A 23728-nucleotide genomic window follows, 5' to 3' on the forward strand; every position below is an offset into this window, starting at 1 on the left:
TGGGCAAAGTCCTCGTGTGACGAACAAGGCTCCTGTGCAAGGACTGATCCCACTTGCCTTTAACCCCTCTTTATACTATAGCGCCCGCATCCGTGTAGACACCCTTGGAGGCAACGCGGGCGAGAGCGCTTTTTAAAAGCTATCTCCAGTTCGATCCGGCACGCCAGAACGAACTCTCCAGACAACCTAAAAGGATTATGCCATGAGCAAAGAATCTTATGAGCTCAAGGCCGAAGCGCGCGAACGAGTTGGTAAGGGGTCCTCTCGTGAACTACGTCGCAACGGTTTGATTCCTGCTGTCATCTATGGTGACAAGCAAGCCCCAATTTCTATCGCGATCTCGACCAACGAAGTCACCAAGCGCGTTCAGGCCGGCGGTTTCATGACCACCGTTGCAACGCTCGACGTTGACGGCAAGAAGTACAAGGTCCTGCCAAAGGATTACCAGCGCGACCCGGTCCGCGATTTCATGGTGCACGTGGACTTTCTGCGCGTATCGAACAAATCGCAGGTTACGGTTGAAATCCCGGTTCACTTCATCAACGAAGACAAGTCCGAGATCAAGACCGGTGGCGTTCTGAACATCGTTCGTCACACCATCGAAGCCCAGGTTCAGGCAAGCGATATCCCAGACTCGATCACCGTCGATCTGGAAGGCCTCAAGATCGGCGACAGCGTTCATATTTCGCAGATCAAGCTGCCGAAGAACGTCGTTCCAACGATCACAGACCGTGACTTCACCGTCGCCACCATCGTGCCACCAGTTGTCGCGATTGTGGACGAAGTCGAAGAAACAGTCGAAACAGCTGTAGAAGAAGACAAGTCCGAATAATTCGGACGAAGCACGTTTTAGTGCAACTTTACGTGCCTCGCATCGCAAGATGCGGGGCATTTTTTATGGGCGTTGTCCCCACGACAAACACAACAAAATGCGGCTGTTTGTTTAGCAAGGATTCATCATGCCCGGAAACGATAAGTCAAAACTTTAGGTTTAGGACTTCTGTATTCGCACCTTGGGAGCACTTGTCGGCTCTGCTAGAAATCTGAAGCTCGTATGTATTTGGGGATGGGACCTTTTATCGCTGAGGCTGGGAAACCGACGCGGCAAGGGTTTGCAAGGGTAAAGGACGGTAGCACAGCATATGACCCACTCCGTAGAAAGTCGCTTTATCGCGATCGTTTCCGGCGCACTTTTCGTGCTGGTCGCTCCGCTTTTCACCATTCTGCTGATGCTTTCTCACCACGAAACCATTGCCAACCAAAGTGACCGTCTCGAAATTCTTCTCGTTGCCAACTCGCAGGCACTGGGCCGCCCCCTCTGGGATCTGGACGACGAAAGCATAAACCAGATCACCGGAACCCTGGTGACTGATCCGGCAGTCTATATGGTCAAGGTCCGCGACACCTTCGGTCAACTGGACATTACCCAGACGGCCGGTTCGCACAGTTCCGACGACACATCGTCCATTACCCGCGACATCATGTACAAGAACCTGGATGGGGAAACGAAAGTCGGAACGATCACGGTCTTTTATCAGAACGTCGGCATTCTGACGACGTTGAGCAATATCGAGCTCGCCGCTATCTCCATCTTCATTCTTGCCATTCTTGCCATTTTTGCCGCAGCTATCATCGGCAACCGACTGATGGTGATGAAACCGCTTCTACGGCTGACGGCTGCCATAGAAGCGACGCGCAGGCTAGGTTCGCGCCACCATGTCGACTGGCGCTCGACCGACGAGATGGGGCGGCTGGCAAAAAGCTTCAACGAGATGCAGATCGAACTGGAGCGAGAAGAACAGGAAATCAAGAACGCCCACAGGCGCACCAGCGAAATTTACAATCGCACGCCCGCCATGCTGTTTTCGCTCGATCCGGCCGACCGGATTGCAGCCGTCAGCGATTACTGGGTCGAGGCGACCGGACACAAGCGCGAGGACGTTTTAGGCCATGACTTTGTCGATCTGATCTTGCCGGAGGATCGGGCGCGCTTCGTTCTGCGCAAACACAATGATGCAACGATGGACGACATGGCGGGCACCGCCGAATTTACGGTGCGCTTTCAATGCGGCGATGGTCGTCTCATGGATGTCCTCATCGCAGAAAAGGAGTTGCGCCTCGATGATGGTCACCATCGTTCCGAGGGTTTGAGCGTCATGACCGACGTGACGGAACTGCGCCGCTCCGAACAGCGTAATCGGTTACAAGCCATCTCCGACCACCTGACAGGGCTTTTCAACCGCCAGGGTTTTGAAGCAATACTCGACACCAAGATTTTAGAGGCCGATCAGAACGGCACTGAACTGGCCTGTCTCTTCATTGATCTCGACCGTTTCAAGGTCATCAACGACAATCTCGGCCACGCAGCTGGCGATGCCGTTCTCAGGGAGTTTGTGGAACGGCTGGCGCCCTTGCTCACCCCGCTGGACAGCGCATCACGCCTGGGCGGTGACGAGTTCGCCATTCTTCTGACGGGCCCGATGACGGAAACACGGGCGACAAAAATCTGCGACGAGATTTGCGCCATGTTCGAAACGCCTTTCGATGCCGCAGGCAACAATGTGCGCCTCAGCGCCAGTATCGGCCTTGCCTTATACCCAACGCACGCGAAAACGGCGTCCGAGCTTCTTCAGAACTCCGACATGGCCATGTATAGCAAGAAACGCGCAGGCAAGAACGGCGCGCAGATGTTCGATTCCGCAATGATGAACAAGGCCCGCGAACGCGCCGAGATCGAACAGGACATCGAGCAAGCCCTTGAGGAAAACTGGCTGGAGGCACATTTCCAGCCGATCCAGAAATTATCCAACGGCGCCACACTTGGTTTCGAAGCGTTGATGCGCCTCAACCACCCGCGCAAGGGAATTTTGTCGCCGGCAGCCATCATCAGCGTTGCGGAAGAAAATGGCACCATCGGTCGCATCGGCAATGTCATCCTGGAACACTCCATTCGCAATTTGGCCATGCTGTCGCAGCTTCCCGGCCTGGAAGAAGCCTATGTCGCGGTGAATTTTTCCGCACTGCAGTTCGAACCAGGCCTTCCCACGCGCATCGCTGGCCTGTTGTACCGCCACGACATCGTACCCAGCCGGATGGTGGTCGAGATTACCGAGGCTGTGCTCATGCACAACGACCCCCAAATTCGCGCCGTCCTCAACGCCATCAGACAATTGGGATGTCGTATCGCGCTGGACGATTTCGGCACTGGCTATTCGTCGCTCAGCTACCTCAGCCGCTTCCCCGTCGACATCGTCAAGATCGACCAATCCTTCACGCGTTCGATCAATGATGGTATAAGTGAAATCAGCCAGAGAAGCCGTATGCTTGTCGAAGGCATCAGTGCTATCTCCCACAAAATGAACTGCGTGGTCATCGCCGAGGGCATCGAAACGAAAGAGCAGGAAGCCATGCTCAAGGACATCGGCGTGGATTGCGGCCAGGGCTATCTCTTTGCAAAGCCGCAGGCCATCAGCGTTTACGTTGCTGCCTATGAGAAACACAATGAAGATCGGAACGCGAAGGTCGGGACGTAAACTCATCGAGAGGCGATCAATGCTACGGATAACAGGACTATTGCTGGCTTTTTTGATAGCGCTGCCGCTGAACGCCGCCCAACTCCACGTTTCGACCGAGGAATACCCGCCCTACAACATCCGTGGCAGCGATGGCATGCCGACGGGCGTTTATATGGACCAGTTGAAAATCATCTTCAAGCACGCGGCTATCGACTATGACGCAAAAATCCTGCCTTGGGCACGCGCCATAGCGCTTGCGGAGACGACACCAGCCTATTGCGTTGTCGCTGCTGCACGCACACCGGAACGTGAAAACAAGTTCAAGTGGGTATCCCCCATCCACACGGATAGAAACGTGCTGGTCGCACGCCGGAGCGCACATCTCGACGTGAAAAACATCGAGGATGCGAAACGGTATTCGGTCGGCACCCAGAGAAACGACTACACAGAAACACTCTTGAAATCGCTGAAATTCCCACGAATCGATCTGAGTGCCGATTTTGAAACGACCCATATGAGACTAATGACGGGCCGCATCGATATGATGCCGATGTCTGAAAGCGCGCTCAACAAGTTGTCGGGAGAAGACTTGGTAGAGGTTGCTGTTCTTGCTCACCAGTCGCTGGGCATGGCCTGCAACACATCCGTACCGGATAGCATGATCAACCAGATGCAAAGCATTTTGAACGGGATGATCGCTGACGGAACCCAGCGCAAGATTTACGAAAAATATGGCCTCGTTATTCGTAACTAGCACAGGTCGCTCGAGACAAAATCGTTGACACCCGCCCCTTTTTTAGGTGGTGAAGGTCAACGTGAAATCGAACCCAGGCGAATACCTTCATGATCATCATTGTAGGCCTTGGCAATCCCGGCACGCAATATGCGTTCAACCGCCACAATATTGGCTTCATGGCTGTCGATGCGCTGCAACGAATGCCCTCCTTTTCGCCTTGGTCAAAAAAGTTCAAGGCCGCGATATCCGAAGGAGAGATCGCTGGCGAAAAAGTGCTGTTGATGAAGCCGCTGACGTTCATGAACCTGTCGGGCGAAGCCGTGGGCGAGGCCATGCGCTTCTACAAAGTGAAAATCTCTGACATCATCGCCATTCATGATGAGCTTGATCTTGTCGCTGGCCGAGCCCGGATCAAGGTGGGCGGGGGCCATGGTGGGCACAATGGCCTCAAATCCATCGACGCCCATTGTGGCAAGGACTACCGACGCCTGCGGCTGGGCATCGGCCACCCTGGCGACAAGGAACGGGTCAACGGCCACGTGCTGGGTGATTTCGCCAAATCCGACAAGGCATGGCTCGAGCCTTTGATCGACGCCATCGCCGACAACGCCGAGATGCTGGTGAAAGGCGAGGATTCGCAGTTGATGAACAAGCTTGCGCTCGCTGTCGGCGTGAAGACCGAGGAGAAGAAAGAATCCGCTGCCGCAAAACCCGCCGCTCAGTCGCACATCCATCAGGCGCGCAATTCAGCTCAACCGAAGAAGCTGCCGGAGACAGGGCCGATGGCTGAGATGCTCAAGCGCATGTTTGGGCAGAAAAAGGATTAGCAGGAAGCCACCTGGCATTGTCCGACTTGAAACCTGCAAAGCCATCACCATCTCTCCTGCATGAAGACAATAGCCTCCTTTATTCGCTCCCTGCCGCATGAATAACGACCCGCCAATAGAGACCATGGCGGCGGCCTTGCGACGACTGCCGGATGGATTGCCCGAAAAGATCACGCTGGAAGGCCTGCTGGACAAACTTGGCGATCAGGCGATCGCCTTCGTGCTTGTCGTTTTTGCCATTCCTGCCATCGTTCCAACACCCGGCATTCCTGCGGGTATGATCTTTGGAACAGCACTTGCCATTCTGTCGCTACAGATTATCTTCGGCGCGCGGCGCCTTGTACTGCCGCGCTTTCTAGGTCGCCTGTCTGTGTCCCGCTCCATTATTCAGATGACAGCGGACAAAGCTGCACCGCGTCTCGCGACGCTTGAGGCGTTACTCCGCCCCCGCGGCCATGTACTGTCCAGATATATGGGGCACGTTTCCATCGGCATCGTCATTTTTCTGATGGCTGTTCTGATCGCACTGCCCATTCCTTTCGGTAACATGCTTCCCGGACTAGCCGTGCTGGTTATCGCTCTTGGGCTAGCGCAACGCGACGACATGGCGGTGCTGACCGGGCTACTGCTCGCCATCCTCTCCGTCTTGACCAGCGGTGCCATCATCTACGGCGGCTGGACGTTGATTTCTGGATGGTTTGGTTTTGGCCAACCGGCCGTTTAAACGCGCTTTTGCAGGGAATCCTTAAGGTTTGCGGCATGAAGGCTTGACCTCGCCCTGCCCTTTCCGCAAAAGGCTGACTTACGGAATTCTTGAGAAAACAGAGACAGGTTCAAGCCATGGGCTTTAAATGCGGTATCGTCGGTCTGCCAAATGTCGGCAAGTCCACACTCTTCAATGCGCTGACGAAGACGGCGGCGGCCCAGGCTGCGAACTATCCCTTCTGTACGATAGAACCGAACACCGGCGAAGTTGCCGTGCCGGATCCGCGTATGAAGGTGCTGGCCGATATTGCCGGCTCCAAGGAAATCATCCCGACCCGTATTTCCTTCGTGGATATCGCTGGTCTGGTGCGTGGCGCGTCCAAGGGCGAAGGTCTGGGCAACAAGTTCCTTGCCAACATTCGTGAAGTCGATGCCGTCGTCCATGTTTTGCGTTGCTTTGAAGACGATGACATCACCCATGTCGAAGGTCGCATCAACCCGGTCGGCGACGCCGACACGATCGAAACCGAATTGATGCTCGCCGATCTCGAGAGCCTTGAGCGCCGCGTCGAGCAGACCCGCAAGCGCGCGTCTTCTAAAGACAAGGATTCGCTCGCGCAACTGCCCGTCATGGAAGCGGTCATCACGCTTCTGAACGATGGCAAGCCCGCTCGCCTGCTGCTGAAAACACTTGCCGACGACGAGATCGAGGTCCTGAAAGGTCTCAACCTTCTGACCTCGCACCCGGTACTTTACGTTTGCAACGTGGCGGAAGCCGACGCTGTCGATGGCAACGCGCACACCAAGGCTGTTGCCGAGATGGCGAAGGCTCAGGGTGCGGAATGCGTTATCATTTCCGCCGCCATCGAGTCAGAGGTCGCCCAGCTACCCGAAGAGGAATCCCAGGAGTTCCTCTCCGCTCTCGGTTTGGAGGAAGCCGGTCTCGACCGCCTCATCCGCGCAGGTTATCAGCTACTCGACCTCATCACCTATTTCACCGTTGGCCCCAAGGAAACGCGCGCCTGGACCATCGTGCGCGGCACCAAGGCACCGGGCTCTGCAGGCGTGATTCACACGGACTTCGAACGCGGTTTCATCCGCGCCTTCACCATAGCCTATGACGACTACGTCGCCTTCAAAGGCGAGGTCGGCGCCAAGGAAGCCGGCAAGGGTCGCGATGAAGGCAAGGAATATGTCGTGCATGATGGCGATGTGATTCACTTCCGTTTTAACACCTGACGCCAGTCACACACGAAAACCGGCCCGCGCTTCGTCGCGGGCCTTTTGTTTTCAGGCTTCCGATTTTCGACGTTCCCAACAGCGCTTTTTACCTTTACGTAAAAGATAGAGTGACGCTAATATCGTCCACGCCAGCGAAGGAGGAGTTCGCCAGTGACATACAGCTTCGAGGATTTCACGCCGGGGAGACGTTTCCCGCTTGGGCCTAAAACCGTCAGGGCAGACGAAATCATCGAGTTTGCATCCGAATTCGATCCCCAGCCCATGCACCTCTCCGAAGAGGCTGGAAAAGCCAGTATTCTGGGTGGGCTGGCTGCGTCCGGCTGGCACACATGCGCCATGATGATGCGCATGGCGGTGGATAGCTACATCAACCACGCGCCGTCACAGGCTGGGCTCGGGGTCGATTTTGTCGATTGGAAGAAGCCGGTTCTCGCAGGCGATACGCTGAGCGGCACATCGACAGTGGTCGAACAGCGGATATCAGCATCACGGCCGGGTCTGGGTATCATCAAGCTGCATCACGAGCTTCAAAACCAACGTGGGGAAACTGTCTTCATCGCCGAGTTGAATGTCATGTTTGCAACGTCAAGCGAATGGGTGTCGTCATGAAATTCATCGACCTCTACCCGATTGACGTCAGGCTTGAACTCGGCACCGTTCATTTCTCGGCTGAATCCATCATTCACTACGCCGAAAAATTCGATCCGCAGCCGTTCCATCTGAGTGTCGATGCTGCAAAAAATTCCGTGTTTGAAGGACTTTGCGCATCCGGATGGCAGACAAGTGCATCCTGGATGAAATGCTTTCTGGCCTATTGGGCAAAAGAAGTCAGTCGGCTGGAATCAGAAGGCGTGGCGCCGCCGAAACTGGGGCCCTCGCCCGGCTTTCGCAATCTCAAATGGCTGCATCCAGTCTATACCGGTGACGACGTAACCTATTTCGCGACGATGCTCGCATCACGCCCGCTTGCATCCCGTCCGGGTCTACGGATGAATACGACGTTCAATGAAGGGATCAACCAGCACGGAAAGCCGGTCGTGACGTTCGAGAGCAATGTCCTGGAATTCGATTAAACTCGGTCCGCGACATCGTCACTTTGCCAAAGCGTCAATCCTGTTGCGACCGCTACGGCAGGATCGGCTGTATAAACTGGCAATCCTGCCTGCTGCATCTGCTTCAAGGCGTCAAGATCAGGACCGCTGTGCTTGCGGTGTAGGTTCTCGCCATTGTAGATATGGCCGGTCGATACAGGATTGATACCAGAGATAACGACACGCTCCGCGCCACTGTGAAGCGCGAGCATAACGGCAATGACGCCATTTGAATATTTTGATTCCGGGGTGATTTCGAAATTCAGCTTACCCGTCATGGCACGCACCAGGGCGACACGGCTGAAACGGTCAACCACTGAAAGCCTGTCATAGCCGAAATTGATTCGGCCCAGCCCCTGCTTCAGGCGCACCATATCGTGCCGCCAAAGGAGCATGTAAAGGCTCCCTGTCGTCTCACCATTCAAAAGGCGCCTCACTTCCCCGGCATTGGTCGACTTGCCTTCGATCTGGTGGAACATCATCAGCGTGATGTCGGGCTTGGCCACACCCCAGTCCTTGGCGACGATCTGCGATGCGTTAACCGAGATAAGGCAATAGGAATCATCGAAATCATATGGTTTCGATGAGTTGGGCGCAGAACCGACGACCACGACCTTGCGCCCCTTGATGATGTCATCGCTCCACGGTTGCGGCCGTGTCCATATGAATTTCACATATCGAAACAGCCATGTTTTAAAATCCATGAGCTTTTGCAATGAGATGACCTTTGTGATGCAATCAATCGAAAGCCTCGATGATCAAGGCTTTTGTTACGCCTATCAATATGGACGAGAAGCTCAGTGCCCCGAAAACTCCACGAGTGTGCGCACTTCAACGCCCAAATCTTCCAGCTTCTTGCGGCCACCCAAATCCGGGAGGTCAATCACAAAGCATGCGGATACGATATCCGCACCCATCTGGCGCAAAAGTTTAACGGCACCTTCTGCCGTACCGCCGGTAGCGATCAGATCGTCAACGAGAATGACCTTCTCGCCGGGCTGTACGGCGTCCACATGCATTTCCATCTCGTCGACACCATATTCGAGACTGTAGGCAACCCGCACCGTGGTGTGCGGAAGCTTTCCCTTCTTGCGGATCGGCACAAAACCTGCGGAAAGCTGGTGCGCGACCGCGCCGCCTAAGATGAAACCGCGTGCTTCCATGCCCGCAATCTTGTCGATCTTCGTCCCCGCATAAGGCTGAACCAACTCATCAACGGCACGGCGGAACGCGCGGGGATTGCCAAGAAGCGTGGTAATATCCCGAAAAATGATCCCCGGCTTTGGGTAGTCGTTGATGGAGCGGATGGCAGCAGCGAGCTCCGAAGCGATAACGGTCATTGAATTTCCGATGGTTTCTGGATGGATCGAATGTCGCGGGACCTTATCAATTCAACGACGACAGACAAACACAAAATAGCGATGTGTCCGAAGGCAGCGGCAATGATCTCACTCTTTCCACAACCCTAACGCCGCAACAAAAAGCCCTCCCGGATAAACCGAGAGGGCTGACGCTGAAAGCAACAATGAAAAAGATCAGTGTTCTTTTCTGGAGTATACGGACTTCTTGGTCAGGTAGATCAGTGCCGTGAATATCAAGAGAAACACCATGACCATGAAACCAGTGCGCTTGCGTTCTTCGAGATGTGGCTCTGCAGCCCACATCAGGAACGCGGAGACGTCCTGCGAATACTGGTCCAGCGTCTGCGGGGTACCGTCATCGTAGGTCACCTGATCATTGCTGATAGGTGGTGCCATCTTGAGCGCGATCGCGCTGCCGAAATACGGATTGAAATGCGTACCTTCGGCAACTTCGATACCCTCAGGTGCATTCTGATAACCGGTCAACAAAGCATGAATATAGTCCGGTCCACCTTCCTGATAACCGCCGACAAACGGGATCATGTCGAAGATGAACTGCGGAAAGCCACGTTCCACACCGCGTGCCTTCGCAAGCAGCGACATGTCTGGTGGCGCAGCGCCACCGTTGGAAGCGGCTGCCGCTTCCTTGTTCGGGTAAGGCGATGGGAAATGGTCGGATGGAACGGCCTTGCGCGTGAACATCTCGCCATCGGCATTCGGACCATCCTGCACTTCATATTCGGCAGCAAAGGCTTTGACCTGACCGTCCGAGTAGCCAAGACCTTCCAGCGTGCGGAAAGATACGAGGTTCATGGAGTGGCAGGCGGAACAGACTTCCTTGTAGATTTTTAGTCCACGCTGAAGCTGGGCCTTGTCGTACTTGCCGAAAGGACCGGCAAAAGACCAGTTTTCCTCTCGCGGCTTGAGGATCGGGAAATGCCCACCCGCAATCGCGTGTTCTGTTTGCGCCTTCAGATCATGGCTTTCTTCTGCCGCAGAAACCGCAGAGGAAAAACCACCCATGGCAGCGATAAGCGCGATGCTCGTTACAAACTTTCTCATTGTAATCGTCCCTCTCGCACTCATATTTTCACCGCAGCCGCAGGAACGGCGGCAGACTTGCCGTTCTTTTCCAGAACAGCTTCGGTGATCGAATTGGGAATACGCCTCGGCGTCTCGAACAGGCCGAGAAGCGGCATGATGATGAGGAAGAAGCCGAAATAGTAAACCGTGCCGATTTGCGAAAGGGTGACATAGGTGCCTTCTGCAGGGCGCGAACCCAACCAGCCGAGCATGATGGAATTCACCACGAAGACCCAGAAGAACATCTTGTACCAAGGACGGTATACGGCCGAGCGAACCTTCGACGTATCCAGCCATGGCAGGAAGAACAGAACGACGATCGCACCAAACATCACAAGAACGCCACCGAGCTTGGAATCGATCGGGCCGACATTGAAGGTGATGGCACGCAGCATGGCGTAGAACGGCAGGAAGTACCATTCCGGAACGATATGCGCCGGTGTCTTCAAAGCATCCGCCATGATGTAGTTATCAGGGTGACCGAGGAAGTTGGGCATGTAGAAGACGAAATATGCATAAAAGAGCAGGAAGATAGAAATTCCGAGCGCATCTTTCAATGTTGCATAGGGTGTGAACGGAACGGTGTCCGTCTTCGTCTTGACTTCAACACCGGTCGGGTTGGTCTGGCCCGTCACGTGCAGTGCCCAGATATGAAGGATAACGACACCAACGATCATGAAGGGCAGAAGGTAGTGGAGCGCAAAGAAACGGTTCAGGGTTGGCTGGTCGACGGCAAAGCCCCCGAGCAGAAACTGCTGAATCCACTCGCCCACACCTGGAAACGCCGTGAAAAAGCCGGTGATGACGGTTGCACCCCAGAACGACATCTGACCCCAGGGCAGAACGTAGCCCATGAAACCGGTTGCCATCATCAGAAGGAAGATGATGCAGCCGAGAATCCAGAGAATTTCGCGCGGCGCCTTGTAGGAACCGTAATAGAGGCCACGGCCGATGTGCAGATAAACGGCGACGAAGAAGAATGATGCACCGTTGGCATGCATGTAGCGCAGCAGCCAGCCGTGGTTCACGTCACGCATGATCTTTTCGACGGAATTGAAAGCAACCGTCGTTTCAGCGGCGTAATGCATGGCCAGCACGACGCCGGTCAGAATTTGCACGATCAACATGACGGCCAGCATGGCGCCGAAGGTGTAGGCATAGTTCAGGTTGCGCGGCACCGGATAGGCTATGAAACTGTCATAGACCATACGTGGCAATGGCAAGCGGGAATCGACCCATCTTTCGATACCGGTCGAGGGCTGGTAACTGGAATGACCACTCATTTCAAATGTCCCCTTATCCGATTTTGATCACGGTATCGGATGTAAATGCGAAGGTCGGAATATGCAGGTTTTCCGGCGCTGGACCTTTGCGTACTCGGCCCGCCGTATCGTAGTGCGAGCCATGGCAGGGACAGAACCACCCGCCGAAATCGCCGGCTTGACCCAGCGGAACACAACCCAGATGGGTGCAGGACCCGACCATGACGATCCAGTTTTCCTTACCCTTGCCTGCGGACCGGTCGATATCGGTCGCCTGCGCTGCGGCATCCAGATTGGCATTGCGCGCAACGGGATCCTTCAGATCACCCAGTTTGACGGCGTTCGCCTCTTCGATCTCTTTGGGGGTACGGTTGCGAATGAAGATCGGCTTGCCGCGCCATTTGACCGTCAGCGACATTCCCGGCTCGACGCTTGCCACATTCACTTCGATTGATGCGAGCGCCAGGGTGGATGCATCGGGGCGCATCTGATCGATGAACGGCCACACGGCAGCGCCCGCACCGACCACACCGGCCATACCGGTCACTAGATAAAGAAAATCGCGACGGGTGGGCTCACCCGCAGCGTCATGATCATTTACGTGCTCACTCACTGCTACACCATCCTCTGCGCTGATTTCGTTGAAAGTCGCATGAGTCCTCCAGCTCTGTTTTGATCCAGGACAAACTCGATCCCCCGTGTCCTGGTCAGTGCGCGACAATAAATCGCGCCTATTCTGCTTGATCGCAAAATATGGCGGACCTTGGCAAGAGGAAAGCACACAAAGCTGCCGTAATTCTGCCTTGTGGGTCATTTTTTTCCGCCTTTTCCAATGCTGCTGTCCATCCTGCAACATTGTGTGGTCAAATGCCCCATGATAATCAGAATCAGAGAGAGCCGGTAAAAGAGGTTTTGATTTGAAAGCTAGGCTCACCTGTGTAGCCGCCTCCGCGCTTGTGCTGGCGCTCGGCGTGATCAGTATTCGTTATATCGCTGATTTCTGGCTTTTGGCCTTCGTCAACAGTTTCCAGCTTCACATTGCGGTGTTGGCGGCAATTCTCGCACTGGTCTGCCTCCTTATTCTTCACTCTCGCATCTTCATCGTGTTGTTGGCATGGGCTTTCGTGCTCAGTGCTCACGCGCTTTACATGCATCAGGAGTTCGTTACCCAAGCCTACGCACCGCAGGGCGCCAAACCGTTCCGGCTCTTGTCGTTCAACGTCCTGATGGAAAACGGGCGCAACGCCGAATCAATTGCCGATGCGATCGTGGCATCGAAAGCTGATGTTGCATATGTGATGGAGGCAGCGGCGTTGAGGAGCGTTTTGCCCCGACTCAGCCAAACCTATCCTCACCGCCTCGGCTGCGGCCAGGGCACCCAATCCTGCGATCTCCTGATCCTGTCGAGACGCCCGCTTGAGAATGCACGCATCGGAAGTCTAAGCTATGTCAGCCGCGAACGCTTCGCTATGGCAATGATAAACCTTGACGGTCAGGAGCTGACACTCGCCGCCGCCCACCTGGCCAAACCGTACTTCGACGAATACCACCGCAATGAACTCAGTCGGATACAGTCAGCGATTTCATCCGTTTCAGGCCCTTTGATTCTCGGCGGTGATTTCAATTCGGCCAGCATCGCACCCGATATGGGAGACTTTTTGCTGGCGACCGACCTGAAGAAAGCCCAGTGGGAACCAGCCACATGGCCCATCCAAGCCGGGCAATTTGGCATCGCCATCGATCATATCTTTGCCAGACAACCAGCCACCTTGATGAAACTGGAACGCCTGCCGGACAATCTCGGCTCCAATCACTACGGGTTGGTGGCCGACTTCGCGATAGCCGCGCCTTAAAGCTCAGGCGCGGTCTCGTCGGCAGACAAAAACCCGCCCGATTGCCGCGTCCAGAGCTCGGAGTAAAGGCCGCCGCTAGCGACGAGTTGCGCGTGACTGCCCTGTTCCACGATGCGACCAGCATCCATCACAATCAGACGGTCAAGGGCCGCAATTGTGGAAAGCCGGTGGGCAATTGCCAGCACGGTCTTGCCGCGCATCAACTCATCCAGATTGCTCTGGATGGCGGCCTCCACTTCGGAATCGAGCGCCGAAGTCGCTTCATCCAGCACCAAAATAGGCGCGTCTTTCAGCATCACACGGGCAATCGCGATACGTTGACGCTGGCCGCCGGAGAGTTTTATCCCGCGCTCCCCCACATGCGCATCCAACCCTTGTCGACCGCGCTGGTCCTCGAGACGTTCAATGAAGTCATCGGCCTTGGCGCGTCTTATGGCAGCAAGCAATTGCTCCTCGGTGGCATCCATGCGTCCGAACATGATGTTATCTCGAATGGAGCGGTGCAGCAGCGAGGTATCCTGGGTCACCATCCCAATATGAGCGCGAAGCGTTTCCTGGCTGACTTTGGCAATATCCTGCCCATCGATGAGGATACGGCCCTTCTCGACATCGTAGAAACGTAGCAGCAGATTGACGAGCGTGGACTTTCCCGCGCCTGACCGGCCCACAATGCCGACCTTTTCACCTGGCGCGATATCGAGGCTGAGATGATCGATGACGCCCTTTCCGCGCCCGTAGTGAAAACTGACATCGTCGTAACGGACGCCGGGCTTGGTCACGACCAATGCGGGTGCATCGGCCACATCAACGAGATCGACGGGTTTGGAAATCAGCTCTGCAGCATTCTGCACGGTGCCGAAATTGCGCATGATGCCGTTGAACTGAGTCATCAGGCGGCCCAACAGAAAGTTCAGGCGGAGAACCAGCGCCAGCGTAAATGCGACGGCGCCGGAGCTGATCCGACCAGAAAGCCAAAGATCGATACACAATGCGGCCATGGATGTGATCATGATGCCGGACAGCAGTGCCATCGAGGCCCGCACACCGGTGATGAAACGCGTAAACATCATGGTCTTGCTTTGAAACGTGTCGAAACCGTCGCGCATGTAGCGATCATTGGCGTCGTCGCGTCCGAACAACCGCAGCGTCTGAATGTTGCTATAGGCATCGACCATACGGCCAGACAGCATGGATGCGGCTTCAGCCGTCTCTCTGGAGTGCTTCCGGATACGCGGCACGAAATAACGCGCCAGCATGGAAAATATCCCAACCCAGACGATGACCACAACAGCCAGACGCCAGTCCAGACCACCGATCAAAAACAGCATCGACACCGAGTAAATGCCAACGAACCAGACACTTTCCATCAGCGACGTCACGAGATCGCCCGCCGCCTGACCGCCAGACCAGACCTTGGTGACGATACGGCCGGAAAAATCATTCTGGAAGAAGGTCAGCGATTGCCGTGCCACATGCATGTAGGACTGCCAGCGCACCAGATTGTAGAAGCCCGGCGTGATGATCTGCTGATCCACCAGCGCCGTCACCATGGTGACGATGAAACGCACGACGGCAATCAGGAAGAGCATGCCGATCAGCTCATAACCGTGCTCGGCAATCAGCCCAGCCCAGCCCTCACCCGGCTTGACGGTGGCGAGAATATCAACCAGCCGCCCGACGAACCAGAACAGCGCCGCCTCGATGGCCGCCGTCAGCCCGCCCAGAACCAACATGGCGAAAAACGGCGTTTTGGCTTGCCTGAGATAAAACCAGATGAAAGCGAACGTATCGTCCGGCGGACGCAGATCGTCCTTGCGCGCGAAGGGCTCGATCCAGGTCTCGAAATAGCGGAAAAAACGGGTGATAATCATGCTTTGGGTATAGGCGGATTCCAGGGGAGCGCAAAGAAGATGGCGAATTATATTTTGGTAATGCAACCAGACGAAAATAGGCGGGAACCGTTCCCGCCTGCTCGGTCAGTGCGGATTGCGGGGACTCAAATTCGGTCCACTACCCCTGTAATGCAGCATCCGCGTCCGAGCCTTTGCAAGCGGAACGCGGATGCCAATCGTCAAAACTAGGCGGCCGCACGCCGCGGCGTTGATCGCGCCAGTTGAGGCGCGGGCAGACGTGCTGACGTGCCTCCCTCCAGCTTGAACTGCGACAACAGCGCCGTCAGCGAGGCTGCCTGCGTCGCAAGGCTGTAGGTTGCAGCACTCGACTGCTCCACCATGGCCGCATTTTGCTGCGTGCCCTGATCCATCTGGTTGACCGCGGTGTTGATCTCAGAAAGCCCCGTAGACTGCTCGCGCGCAGAACCGACGATCGCAGCGACGTTGCGGTTGATTTCCTGAACTTCCGCAACGATGGATTCGAGCGCCCGGCCGGTTTCCCCGACCAGCTCCACACCACCGCGCACCTGATCACCGGATCTGTTAATCAGAGCCTTGATTTCCTTGGCCGCCTTTGCAGACCGTTGCGCCAGTTCACGCACCTCCTGCGCAACCACGGCAAACCCCTTGCCCGCTTCACCCGCCCGTGCCGCTTCGACGCCAGCATTCAGCGCAAGAAGATTGGTCTGGAAGGCAATATCATCGATCACACCGATGATATTGCTGATTTCGTTGGACGAACTTGCGATTTCGGTCATGGCTGTGACAGCCTTGCGCACGATATCACCGGACCGCTCCGCACCGGCTCGTGTCTTTGCAACGAGTTCGCCAGCCTCGCTTGCCTTTATGGCGGAATCCTTGACAGCGGTCGTGACCTCTTCAAGCGCCGCTGCCGTTTCCTCGACCGCGGCTGCCTGATGCTCGGTGCGTTTGGAAAGGTCATCTGTCGCCGAGCGGATTTCGCTGGCGCCGGCGTCGATCATACGGGCATTCTCGCCAACCGAGCGCAACGCCGTTTGTAGCTTTTCGACCGATTCGTTGAAATTCTGGCGCACGCCATCCAGTTGACCGACGAAGGCTGCCTGAAGCCGGAAGGTCATGTCGCCATCGGCCAGATGCCGCAGCGCATTGGCAAGGCCATCAACAGCAAACTTCACATCCGCTGCTTCCTTCGCCTTCTGCTCCTCGCGCGCCATCCGCTCCTTTTCGCTCAGGCTGCGGTTTTCTTCCGCTTCCTTTGCAAGCCTTTCTCGTTCCAACGCATTGTCCCGGAAAACGGCGACGGCGGCTGACATTTCACCGATTTCGTCATGCCGGCCGCCATGGGGAACGGCTTTCGCCGTATCGCCCGAAGCCAGAACACTCATGGCGCCCGTAATATGGGTAATAGGTCTGACAATTCTGAAGGTGCAAAGAACCGCTGCACCTATGCCGATGATGAAGACAGCAGCAACGGTGATGAACGTCTCCAGCAGTGCCAGGTCGAACGCACTCTCCATGCTCTTGTAGGACTCGGCGGCGACAACCTTGTTCGCTTCGATCAGATCGTGGATACTTTTGACCGCTATCTCGGCCGCTGGGGTCATCCGGGCTATTCTAAAGGCATTTGCCTCTTCGAGTTTGGAATCGGTGAGCAATTTGGCGAAATCGGTGCCCGCCTGCTCGTAACTGGCGACAGCAACCGATAATTCACCGAAAATCTGCCTCATCTGGGGTAGCGTAATCGCGGAGCCATAAGCCTCGAATGCTTTTTGGCGTTGAGCAATCACGGCCTTGAGCGGTTCGACGGCACGCGCCACATCGTCCGGGCTTCTTGCTCCGAGAAGAACCGCGTAGAGCCTGCGGACATCGGAAAAACTCCGCTCCATGTCGCCAATCAGCAAGGTTTTTTCCAGACGCTTGGCCAGACCGGCGCCGTCACTTTCCATCACCGTCATCGAGTGTATTGCCAAGCCACCCTGTACAGCGCCCAGCGCAATCAAAAACGCGAACAGCATCGGCAGCATCAACTTGATTTTTATACTCAAGAAATTCATGAACTATCCTATAACGACACGCTGGATTCGAAATCCAAATCGAAGAATAATAATAAAGATAAAACTTAAAAAATAGGTTATTGGTGAAAGTAACAATCTAAAGAATATGAAAAAGCCTGCATTCTTTCGAATACAGGCCATATCTCTTCCCGCCACAATCACGAGACTGTACTTTATTCCCCGGCCACCTTTATATCTTGCTCCTCATCTGCAATGAACCCGCCGGACTGGCGAAGCCAAAGATCAGCGTAAATACCGCGCTGCTCCACCAGTTCCCCATGCGTGCCGGCCTCGATGATCTTGCCCTTGTCGAGAATGATCAGGCGGTCCATCTCCGTCAGAGTGGAAAGGCGGTGGGCTATGGCGATGACGGTCTTGCCTTCCATAAGCGCAAACAGATTTTCCTGAATGGCCGCCTCGACCTCGGAGTCCAGAGCCGACGTTGCCTCATCGAGGATCAGGATTGGAGCGTTTTTCAGGAAAACGCGCGCAATGGAGATGCGCTGGCGTTGGCCGCCAGATAGCTTGACGCCGCGCTCACCGACCTGTGCGTCCAGCCCCATACCGCCATGCATGTCCACCAACGTTTCAACGAAGTCCCAGGCATTGGCACGCTTTGCCGCTGCGATGATCTCCTCATCCGTCGCACCGGGATGACCATAAGCGATGTTATCGCGGATGGTGCGGTGGAGCAGCGAGGTATCCTGCGTGACCACGCCGATCAACGAGCGCAGGCTATCCTGCGAGACGGTCGAGATATCCTGTCCGTCGATGCGAATTTTCCCGGATTCGAGATCATAAAATCGTAGCAAAAGGTTCATCAGCGTCGTCTTGCCCGCACCCGAACGGCCGACCAGACCGATTTTTTCGCCGGGCCTGATATGCAATGACAGGCCTTCGATGACGCCATTGCTCCTGCCGTAGTGGAAACGGATATCATCGAACTGTATCTCACCCTTGGGCGCGGACAGTGCCGGCGCATTGGGCTCGTCGAGGATGTCATGCGGCTTGGTCATCATGTTCATACCGTCATAGACGGTACCGATGTTTTCAAACAGCGACGTGACTTCCCACATGATCCACTGCGACATACCGTTGACACGCATGGAGAGGCCGATGGCAACGGCAACGGAACCGACCGAGACCGAGCCCATCATCCAGAAATAAAGACCAAGCGACGTGGTTGAGAACATGACGAGTGCATTGTTGATATCGATGGCGATGTTGAATGCAGAAATCCGGCGCATCTGGCGGTGCACCGTGTTCAGAAACACATTCATGCCTTCACGCGCATAAATTTCCTCGCGGCCCGCATGGGAAAACAGCTTGATGGTGGCGATGTTGGTGTAGCTGTCCACGATGCGGCCGGTCATCAGGGAGCGCGCATCGGCCTGCTCGCTGGCAAGGCGGCCCAGCTTCGGTACAAAGTAAGTCAGGATCGCGATATAGACCGCCAACCAGAAGACGAGTGGCAGGGCCAGCCGCCAATCCGCTGCAGCCACCATGAACAGCATCGAGCCGACGAAGCTGATGGCATAGACGAACACGTCGATGACCTTCAATGCCACTTCTCGAATGGAAAGCGCCGTCTGCATGACCTTGGTCGAGACGCGGCCTGCAAATTCGTTGGCAAAGAAGGTCATGGAGTGACGCAACAGGAAACGGTGCATGTGCCAGCGGGCAATCATGCCGAAGTTTCCAGCCAGCGTCTGGTGCATCGTCATAGTGTGGAGGGTGCCCATCAACGGCAAAGCAACCAGAACGATCGCCGCCATCATGATCAGACGCCAGCCCTCATCCTGCAGAAATGTTTCCCGATTGGCAGACGCCAGCCAGTCCACGATATTGCCGAGGAACTGATAGAGCATCACCTCCGCAACCGCGATCCCCATGGACATCAGGCCGAGCAGCAGCAACCAGGGTGCTGCGGGTTTTATATAGTGCCACATGAATGGCAACAGCTTGTTGGGCGGCACAACAGGCGAGGATGCGGGAAATGGGTCGAGACGTTTTTCAAACCAGCCAAACATGGCCAAGCTCCGGACATAATGATCCCAAAAGAAAGGCATGAGGACAGAGAACGCCCACGGCTATCACGGGAATAACATGGATATGGCCGCTACAGCCACATGACGAATTGAGATGGAAAAGCGGGTTAACCGCCGTAAACACCTAAGCCTGCAGGACCGTTACAAGGGCCGGAAGGCGATATCGAACAAGCATATTCATCTGAACCTCCGAGGCTGGTGTTGAAGACGCGTTCTTCTAGCTCAAAAAGTCAGCATTGACCAGCGCCAAACCACCTTGGGCGCCGCAATATACTTCGTAAAACGCGAGTGTGCCCACAAAACAACATCCCAGGGTTTATGTCGCTCGCTTGTTTCAACATTGAACGTCGTGATAGACCCACCTCAGCAACGTCGCGAAAGACATGACCATGCCCGATATCAGGATTGCGCTCTACCAACCCGACATCCCCGGAAACACGGGAACAATTCTTCGGCTGGCGGCCTGCCTGGGCATCGGCGTCGATATCATCGAACCTGCTGGCTTCGATATTTCCGACCGCAATCTGAAGCGAGCGGGAATGGACTATCTCACCACGGCATCACTGACCCGCCACGTGAATTGGGAGCGCTTTGAGGAATGGCGCACGTCCACTGGCCGCAGATTGCTCCTTGCCTCGACCAAGGCAGCACTGCCCTATGTCGACGTAACCTACCGTCCTGATGACGTTCTGCTTTTTGGCCGCGAGAGCGCTGGTGTACCGGATCATGTCCACGAAAAAGCCGATGAGCGACTGATCATCCCCATGAGGGAGGGACAACGCTCCATCAACGTCGCCATGTCTGCCGCGATGTTGGCAGGTGAGGCTCTGAGACAAACTGCTTGGCGCTAGATCCATCGCCATTTCGCGTCAAAATGTCGTAATCAGCCCTGTACGACGGGGTGTTTCGGGCTTATGTTTATTAGCCAACTAAAGATTCCTACCTCCGAAAACTTTCCGCGCAGCATGTCGTCCGAAAGCTAGACCGGTTTCGGGCAAGGCAAGGCGTTCAAGATAAAGACTGACGGAAGGAGGGTGAACACGCATGCAATCCACCATCATCATCGTCAATTTGCTGGGCGCTGTTGCGCTGCTGCTTTTCGGTCTTGCGCAGGTCAAGGACGGCGTCACGCGCGCATTCGGCACCAAGCTCAGAACTGTGTTGGCAACCGGCACGAAAAGCGCGCCACGCTCTCTGCTGTCTGGTTTCCTCGCCACCATCGCATTGCAAAGCTCCACCGCCACCGCACTGACCGTTGCTTCTTTTGCAGAGCGTGACCTCATTCGCCCGCGGATGGCGCAGGTGGTCCTTCTCGGCGCCAATATTGGAACTGCCGTCACCGCCTGGATTTTTGCAACCGGCGTCGCCTGGTTGTCGCCTCTGCTCATTCTCACGGGTCTGATCATCCGCAAAGGCACGTCCAGTGGTCGGCAAGGTGGCGGCACGGCGCTAGTGGGCGTTGGCCTGATGTTGCTCTCGTTACACCTCTTGAGTGCCGCAACAGAACCGATGCGCGATTCACCCGCGCTCGGTGCGTTTATCGGACTGCTGGATGAGGCGTGGCCTGTTGCACTTCTTCTTTCGGCGGGACTGGCCTTCGTTTCCTCCTCCAGCCTTGCCGTCGTGGTGCTGATCCTGTCGCTCGCATCGGCCGACATCCTTTCCACAGGACTGATTATCGTTCTCGTTCTCGGTGCCAATCTCGGCGGCGCGATCCCTCCGGTCGTTGCAACGCTTTCAGCTCCGGCATCGGCGCGCCGTATCACCATTGGTAATCTGGTCGTGCGCACCGTAGGTTGCCTTATCGCTCTGCCCTTGGCGGGGTTTGGTGCGACGTTGCTCCGACAGCTGCCCTTGGCGCAAAACATGCTGCCTGTGGACGCCCATCTGATCTTCAATCTGGCGCTGACGGCCTTGGCATGGCCGTTTTCAGGTCTCCTGTCCGACCTGATGGCGAAGATTGTACCTGAAGACACCAAATCCGAAGAAGGGCAACGCTTTCTCGACGCCAGCGCGCTGGATACGCCGGTCGTAGCCCTTGCCAATGCGACACGCGAAGTGCTCGTCGTGGGCGACACCATAGAGCGAATGTTGATCCGCGCCGAAAACGCCTTCAAACACAATGACCTGGCACCGCTGGCGGAAATCGCAGCACTGGAAAGGCGGGTCGACACATTGCAGCAGGATGTGAAAATCTACCTCTCGCAGCTCGGACGAAAGGGACTGGATGAAAACGACGCGAACCGCTCCATAACGATCATCGATTACGCCATTAACCTCGAACATATCGGTGATATCGTTGAAAAAGGTCTCTGCGAACAGATCCGCAAGAAAATCGTCAACGGCTTCAAGTTTTCGGATGAAGGCTATGACGAGCTGAAAACACTGTTCGACATGACAATCCAGAACCTGCGCGCCGGACAGAGTATTTTCGTGACCGGCGATTTCGATCTCGCCCGCCATCTTATGGAAATCAAGGATGACATCCGGCGGCTGGAAAAGCGCTCGTCCAGCCGGCACCTCGAACGCTTGCGCGACGGATTGCCCCAAAGCTTGCAAACCAGTTCGCTGCATCTGGACATGCTCCGCGACCTCAAGCGCGTTAATGCTCACATCGTGTCCGTGGCACATCCTATTCTGGACCAAGGCGGCGTCTTGGGCGAAAGCCGCTTGCGCGCCGTGGACAATCGACCCTAAAGCACGGGTGATGACCGCACTCCTAGTCGGCTGAAGGCAGGCGGCGCATGGTGAACTCTATGCGATCACCTTCCAGCGGTCGCCAGCTTTCCACTTCCGTCCAATAGGCCGCCTTGGGATATTCATCGAACCATTCCTTCGCCTTGGCACGCGCCTCATCCCGAGCGAGACAGAAGGTCTGGCGCACGAACATGCCTTGCCTGTCGTTTTTCCGCCCACCCGCAGCGCCACGATCCTGCCGATGAGCATCCAGTCTCCGCTTCAAGCCGTCCAGCGGCGGTGGTCCGGTAAATTTCGCCATGACATTCACCTCTCTGTCTCAAAATGTAGTGTGTAGAGTTGGACTTGGCGAGTCCAATTTGTATCCACGCCGCGTGGCTGATAAACCGGGCGAAACGCAACGATTCGACGCGAGGAGATCGATATGGAACGGCCGGTTTTGCCAAAGGGCTTGCCTGACGACATCGAGGACAAGAAGGCACAGGCCAGAGCCTGGTTCGAAAGTCTGCGTGATACCATTGTCTCCGCGCTCGAAGACATCGAGAACGACGTGCAGGGGCCTCTTGCCGATCAAGCGCCCGGCCGTTTCGTTCAGAAGGAATGGCAGCGTGACAATGGTGAAGGCGGCGGCGGCAAGATGTCGATGATGGAGGGCCGCGTCTTCGAAAAAGTCGGCGTCCATACTTCCACCGTTTATGGTGAATTTTCGCCGGAGTTCCGCAAACAGATACCCGGTGCGGAGGAAGACCCTCGATTCTGGGCATCTGGCATTTCGCTGATCGCGCACCCTGTCAATCCGAACGTTCCCGCAGTGCACATGAATACGCGTATGGTCGTCACCTCGAGCCATTGGTTTGGTGGCGGGGCGGATCTGACGCCGGTTCTCAACCGACGCCGCACGCAGGAAGACAATGATAGCCAGATCTTCCACCGTGTCTTCGAGATCACCTGCAACAGGCACAACGTGGCCGATTATCCCCGCTACAAGCAATGGTGCGACGAATATTTCCATCTCCAGCATCGCAACGAGCCGCGCGGCATCGGCGGCATCTTCTTCGATTGGCTGCACCCGGATGAAGAGAAAGGCGACTGGAACGCCAACTTCACCTTCGTGCAGGATGTCGGCCGCGCCTTCAATCTTGTCTACCCCAAAATTGTGCGCAGCAACTTCAACCAGCCCTGGACCGAAGAGGACCGTGACGAGCAACTGATTCGCCGCGGTCGCTATGTCGAGTTCAATCTTCTCTACGACAGGGGCACGATTTTCGGTCTGAAGACAGGCGGGAATGTGGACTCGATCCTGTCATCGCTTCCCCCTGTGGTTCGCTGGCCCTAGAATCACGAAAAGTTTCACGTTCGTTAACGCATTTTGGCAGGATT

Annotated in this window: 21 protein-coding genes; 12 read left to right on the top strand and 9 right to left on the bottom strand. The window is 55.7% G+C overall.

From position 1 onward, the window contains the following. Nucleotides 1-202 precede the first annotated feature (202 nt). The 8 genes from RMR21_RS10385 (at nt 203) to RMR21_RS10420 (ending at nt 8098) form a co-directional block, all read left to right on the top strand. Nucleotides 203-832: a 50S ribosomal protein L25/general stress protein Ctc gene (locus RMR21_RS10385; RefSeq protein WP_498667946.1), complete on the top strand. Its 630-nt coding sequence runs from the start codon at nt 203-205 to the stop codon at nt 830-832. A 310-nt stretch (nt 833-1142) separates the two neighbouring features. Further along, the gene (locus tag RMR21_RS10390) at nt 1143-3533 is read left to right on the top strand and encodes an EAL domain-containing protein (RefSeq protein WP_498667947.1); all 2391 of its coding nucleotides are present in this window, start codon (nt 1143-1145) and stop codon (nt 3531-3533) included. 40 nt (nt 3534-3573) lie between these two features. Continuing rightward, nucleotides 3574-4269 carry a substrate-binding periplasmic protein gene (locus RMR21_RS10395; RefSeq protein ID WP_498667948.1) on the top strand — a complete coding sequence of 232 codons (696 nt, stop codon included), beginning with the start codon at nt 3574-3576 and terminating at the stop codon, nt 4267-4269. Nucleotides 4270-4358: 89 nt separating this feature from the next. After that, nucleotides 4359-5078, top strand: coding sequence for an aminoacyl-tRNA hydrolase (gene pth / locus RMR21_RS10400; protein WP_498667949.1), 720 nt, complete (start codon nt 4359-4361; stop codon nt 5076-5078). Between the two features lie 97 nt (nt 5079-5175). Continuing rightward, on the top strand, nt 5176-5802 hold the full coding sequence (locus RMR21_RS10405) for an exopolysaccharide biosynthesis protein (RefSeq protein ID WP_498667950.1): 627 nt from the start codon (nt 5176-5178) through the stop codon (nt 5800-5802). A gap of 116 nt (nt 5803-5918) precedes the next feature. Then, nucleotides 5919-7022, top strand: a complete 1104-nt coding sequence (gene ychF / locus RMR21_RS10410) for a redox-regulated ATPase YchF (protein ID WP_498667951.1) — start codon at nt 5919-5921, stop codon at nt 7020-7022. A 153-nt stretch (nt 7023-7175) separates the two neighbouring features. Continuing rightward, complete coding sequence (locus RMR21_RS10415) at nt 7176-7634, top strand: MaoC family dehydratase (RefSeq protein ID WP_498667952.1); 459 nt, start codon at nt 7176-7178, stop codon at nt 7632-7634. Beyond that, nucleotides 7631-8098 (top strand): MaoC/PaaZ C-terminal domain-containing protein, encoded by a 468-nt coding sequence (locus tag RMR21_RS10420; RefSeq protein WP_498667953.1) that lies wholly within the window; start codon nt 7631-7633, stop codon nt 8096-8098. Before RMR21_RS10415 ends, RMR21_RS10420 begins: the two co-directional genes overlap by 4 nt. Here RMR21_RS10420 and RMR21_RS10425 read toward each other — a convergent pair. From RMR21_RS10425 to petA, 5 genes are all read right to left on the bottom strand, one after another. Further along, nucleotides 8095-8820, bottom strand: a complete 726-nt coding sequence (locus tag RMR21_RS10425) for a membrane-anchored protein (RefSeq protein WP_498667954.1) — start codon at nt 8818-8820, stop codon at nt 8095-8097. The genes RMR21_RS10420 and RMR21_RS10425 overlap by 4 nt on opposite strands. Before the next feature lie 93 nt (nt 8821-8913). Next, entirely contained in the window at nt 8914-9456 is a 543-nt protein-coding gene (locus RMR21_RS10430; protein ID WP_174153638.1) for an adenine phosphoribosyltransferase, read from the bottom strand. Between the two features lie 195 nt (nt 9457-9651). Further along, on the bottom strand, nt 9652-10539 hold the full coding sequence (locus RMR21_RS10435; protein WP_498667955.1) for a cytochrome c1: 888 nt from the start codon (nt 10537-10539) through the stop codon (nt 9652-9654). 20 nt (nt 10540-10559) lie between these two features. Beyond that, nucleotides 10560-11843: a cytochrome b gene (locus RMR21_RS10440; protein ID WP_498667956.1), complete on the bottom strand. Its 1284-nt coding sequence runs from the start codon at nt 11841-11843 to the stop codon at nt 10560-10562. Between the two features lie 13 nt (nt 11844-11856). Beyond that, on the bottom strand, nt 11857-12360 hold the full coding sequence (gene petA / locus RMR21_RS10445; protein WP_498670132.1) for a ubiquinol-cytochrome c reductase iron-sulfur subunit: 504 nt from the start codon (nt 12358-12360) through the stop codon (nt 11857-11859). A gap of 418 nt (nt 12361-12778) precedes the next feature. On the opposite strand from petA, the gene RMR21_RS10450 reads away from it, so the two are divergent. After that, nucleotides 12779-13675 (top strand): endonuclease/exonuclease/phosphatase family protein, encoded by an 897-nt coding sequence (locus tag RMR21_RS10450; RefSeq protein WP_498667957.1) that lies wholly within the window; start codon nt 12779-12781, stop codon nt 13673-13675. On the opposite strand, the gene RMR21_RS10455 is transcribed toward RMR21_RS10450, so the two are convergent. The 3 genes from RMR21_RS10455 to RMR21_RS10465 form a co-directional block, all read right to left on the bottom strand. After that, on the bottom strand, nt 13672-15546 hold the full coding sequence (locus RMR21_RS10455) for an ABC transporter ATP-binding protein (protein ID WP_498667958.1): 1875 nt from the start codon (nt 15544-15546) through the stop codon (nt 13672-13674). The two genes, RMR21_RS10450 and RMR21_RS10455, sit on opposite strands and share 4 nt — an antisense overlap. 206 nt (nt 15547-15752) lie before the next feature. Continuing rightward, on the bottom strand, nt 15753-17603 hold the full coding sequence (locus RMR21_RS10460) for a methyl-accepting chemotaxis protein (protein ID WP_498667959.1): 1851 nt from the start codon (nt 17601-17603) through the stop codon (nt 15753-15755). A 173-nt stretch (nt 17604-17776) separates the two neighbouring features. Continuing rightward, nucleotides 17777-19633, bottom strand: coding sequence for an ABC transporter ATP-binding protein (locus RMR21_RS10465; RefSeq protein WP_498667960.1), 1857 nt, complete (start codon nt 19631-19633; stop codon nt 17777-17779). 407 nt (nt 19634-20040) lie between these two features. Between RMR21_RS10465 and RMR21_RS10470 the strand changes: the two genes are divergently transcribed. Further along, nucleotides 20041-20502: a tRNA (cytidine(34)-2'-O)-methyltransferase gene (locus tag RMR21_RS10470; RefSeq protein ID WP_498667961.1), complete on the top strand. Its 462-nt coding sequence runs from the start codon at nt 20041-20043 to the stop codon at nt 20500-20502. 193 nt (nt 20503-20695) lie between these two features. Next, a complete protein-coding gene (locus RMR21_RS10475; protein WP_498667962.1) occupies nt 20696-22348 on the top strand; it encodes a Na/Pi cotransporter family protein in 1653 nt (550 codons plus the stop codon). Between the two features lie 22 nt (nt 22349-22370). On the opposite strand, the gene RMR21_RS10480 is transcribed toward RMR21_RS10475, so the two are convergent. Continuing rightward, entirely contained in the window at nt 22371-22649 is a 279-nt protein-coding gene (locus RMR21_RS10480; protein WP_498667963.1) for a hypothetical protein, read from the bottom strand. A gap of 123 nt (nt 22650-22772) precedes the next feature. On the opposite strand from RMR21_RS10480, the gene hemF reads away from it, so the two are divergent. Further along, nucleotides 22773-23684: an oxygen-dependent coproporphyrinogen oxidase gene (gene hemF, locus RMR21_RS10485; protein ID WP_498667964.1), complete on the top strand. Its 912-nt coding sequence runs from the start codon at nt 22773-22775 to the stop codon at nt 23682-23684. Nucleotides 23685-23728 lie beyond the last annotated feature (44 nt).

Origin of the sequence: Agrobacterium sp. rho-8.1 (assembly GCF_033957725.1) — a bacterium.
Classification (GTDB): domain Bacteria; phylum Pseudomonadota; class Alphaproteobacteria; order Rhizobiales; family Rhizobiaceae; genus Agrobacterium.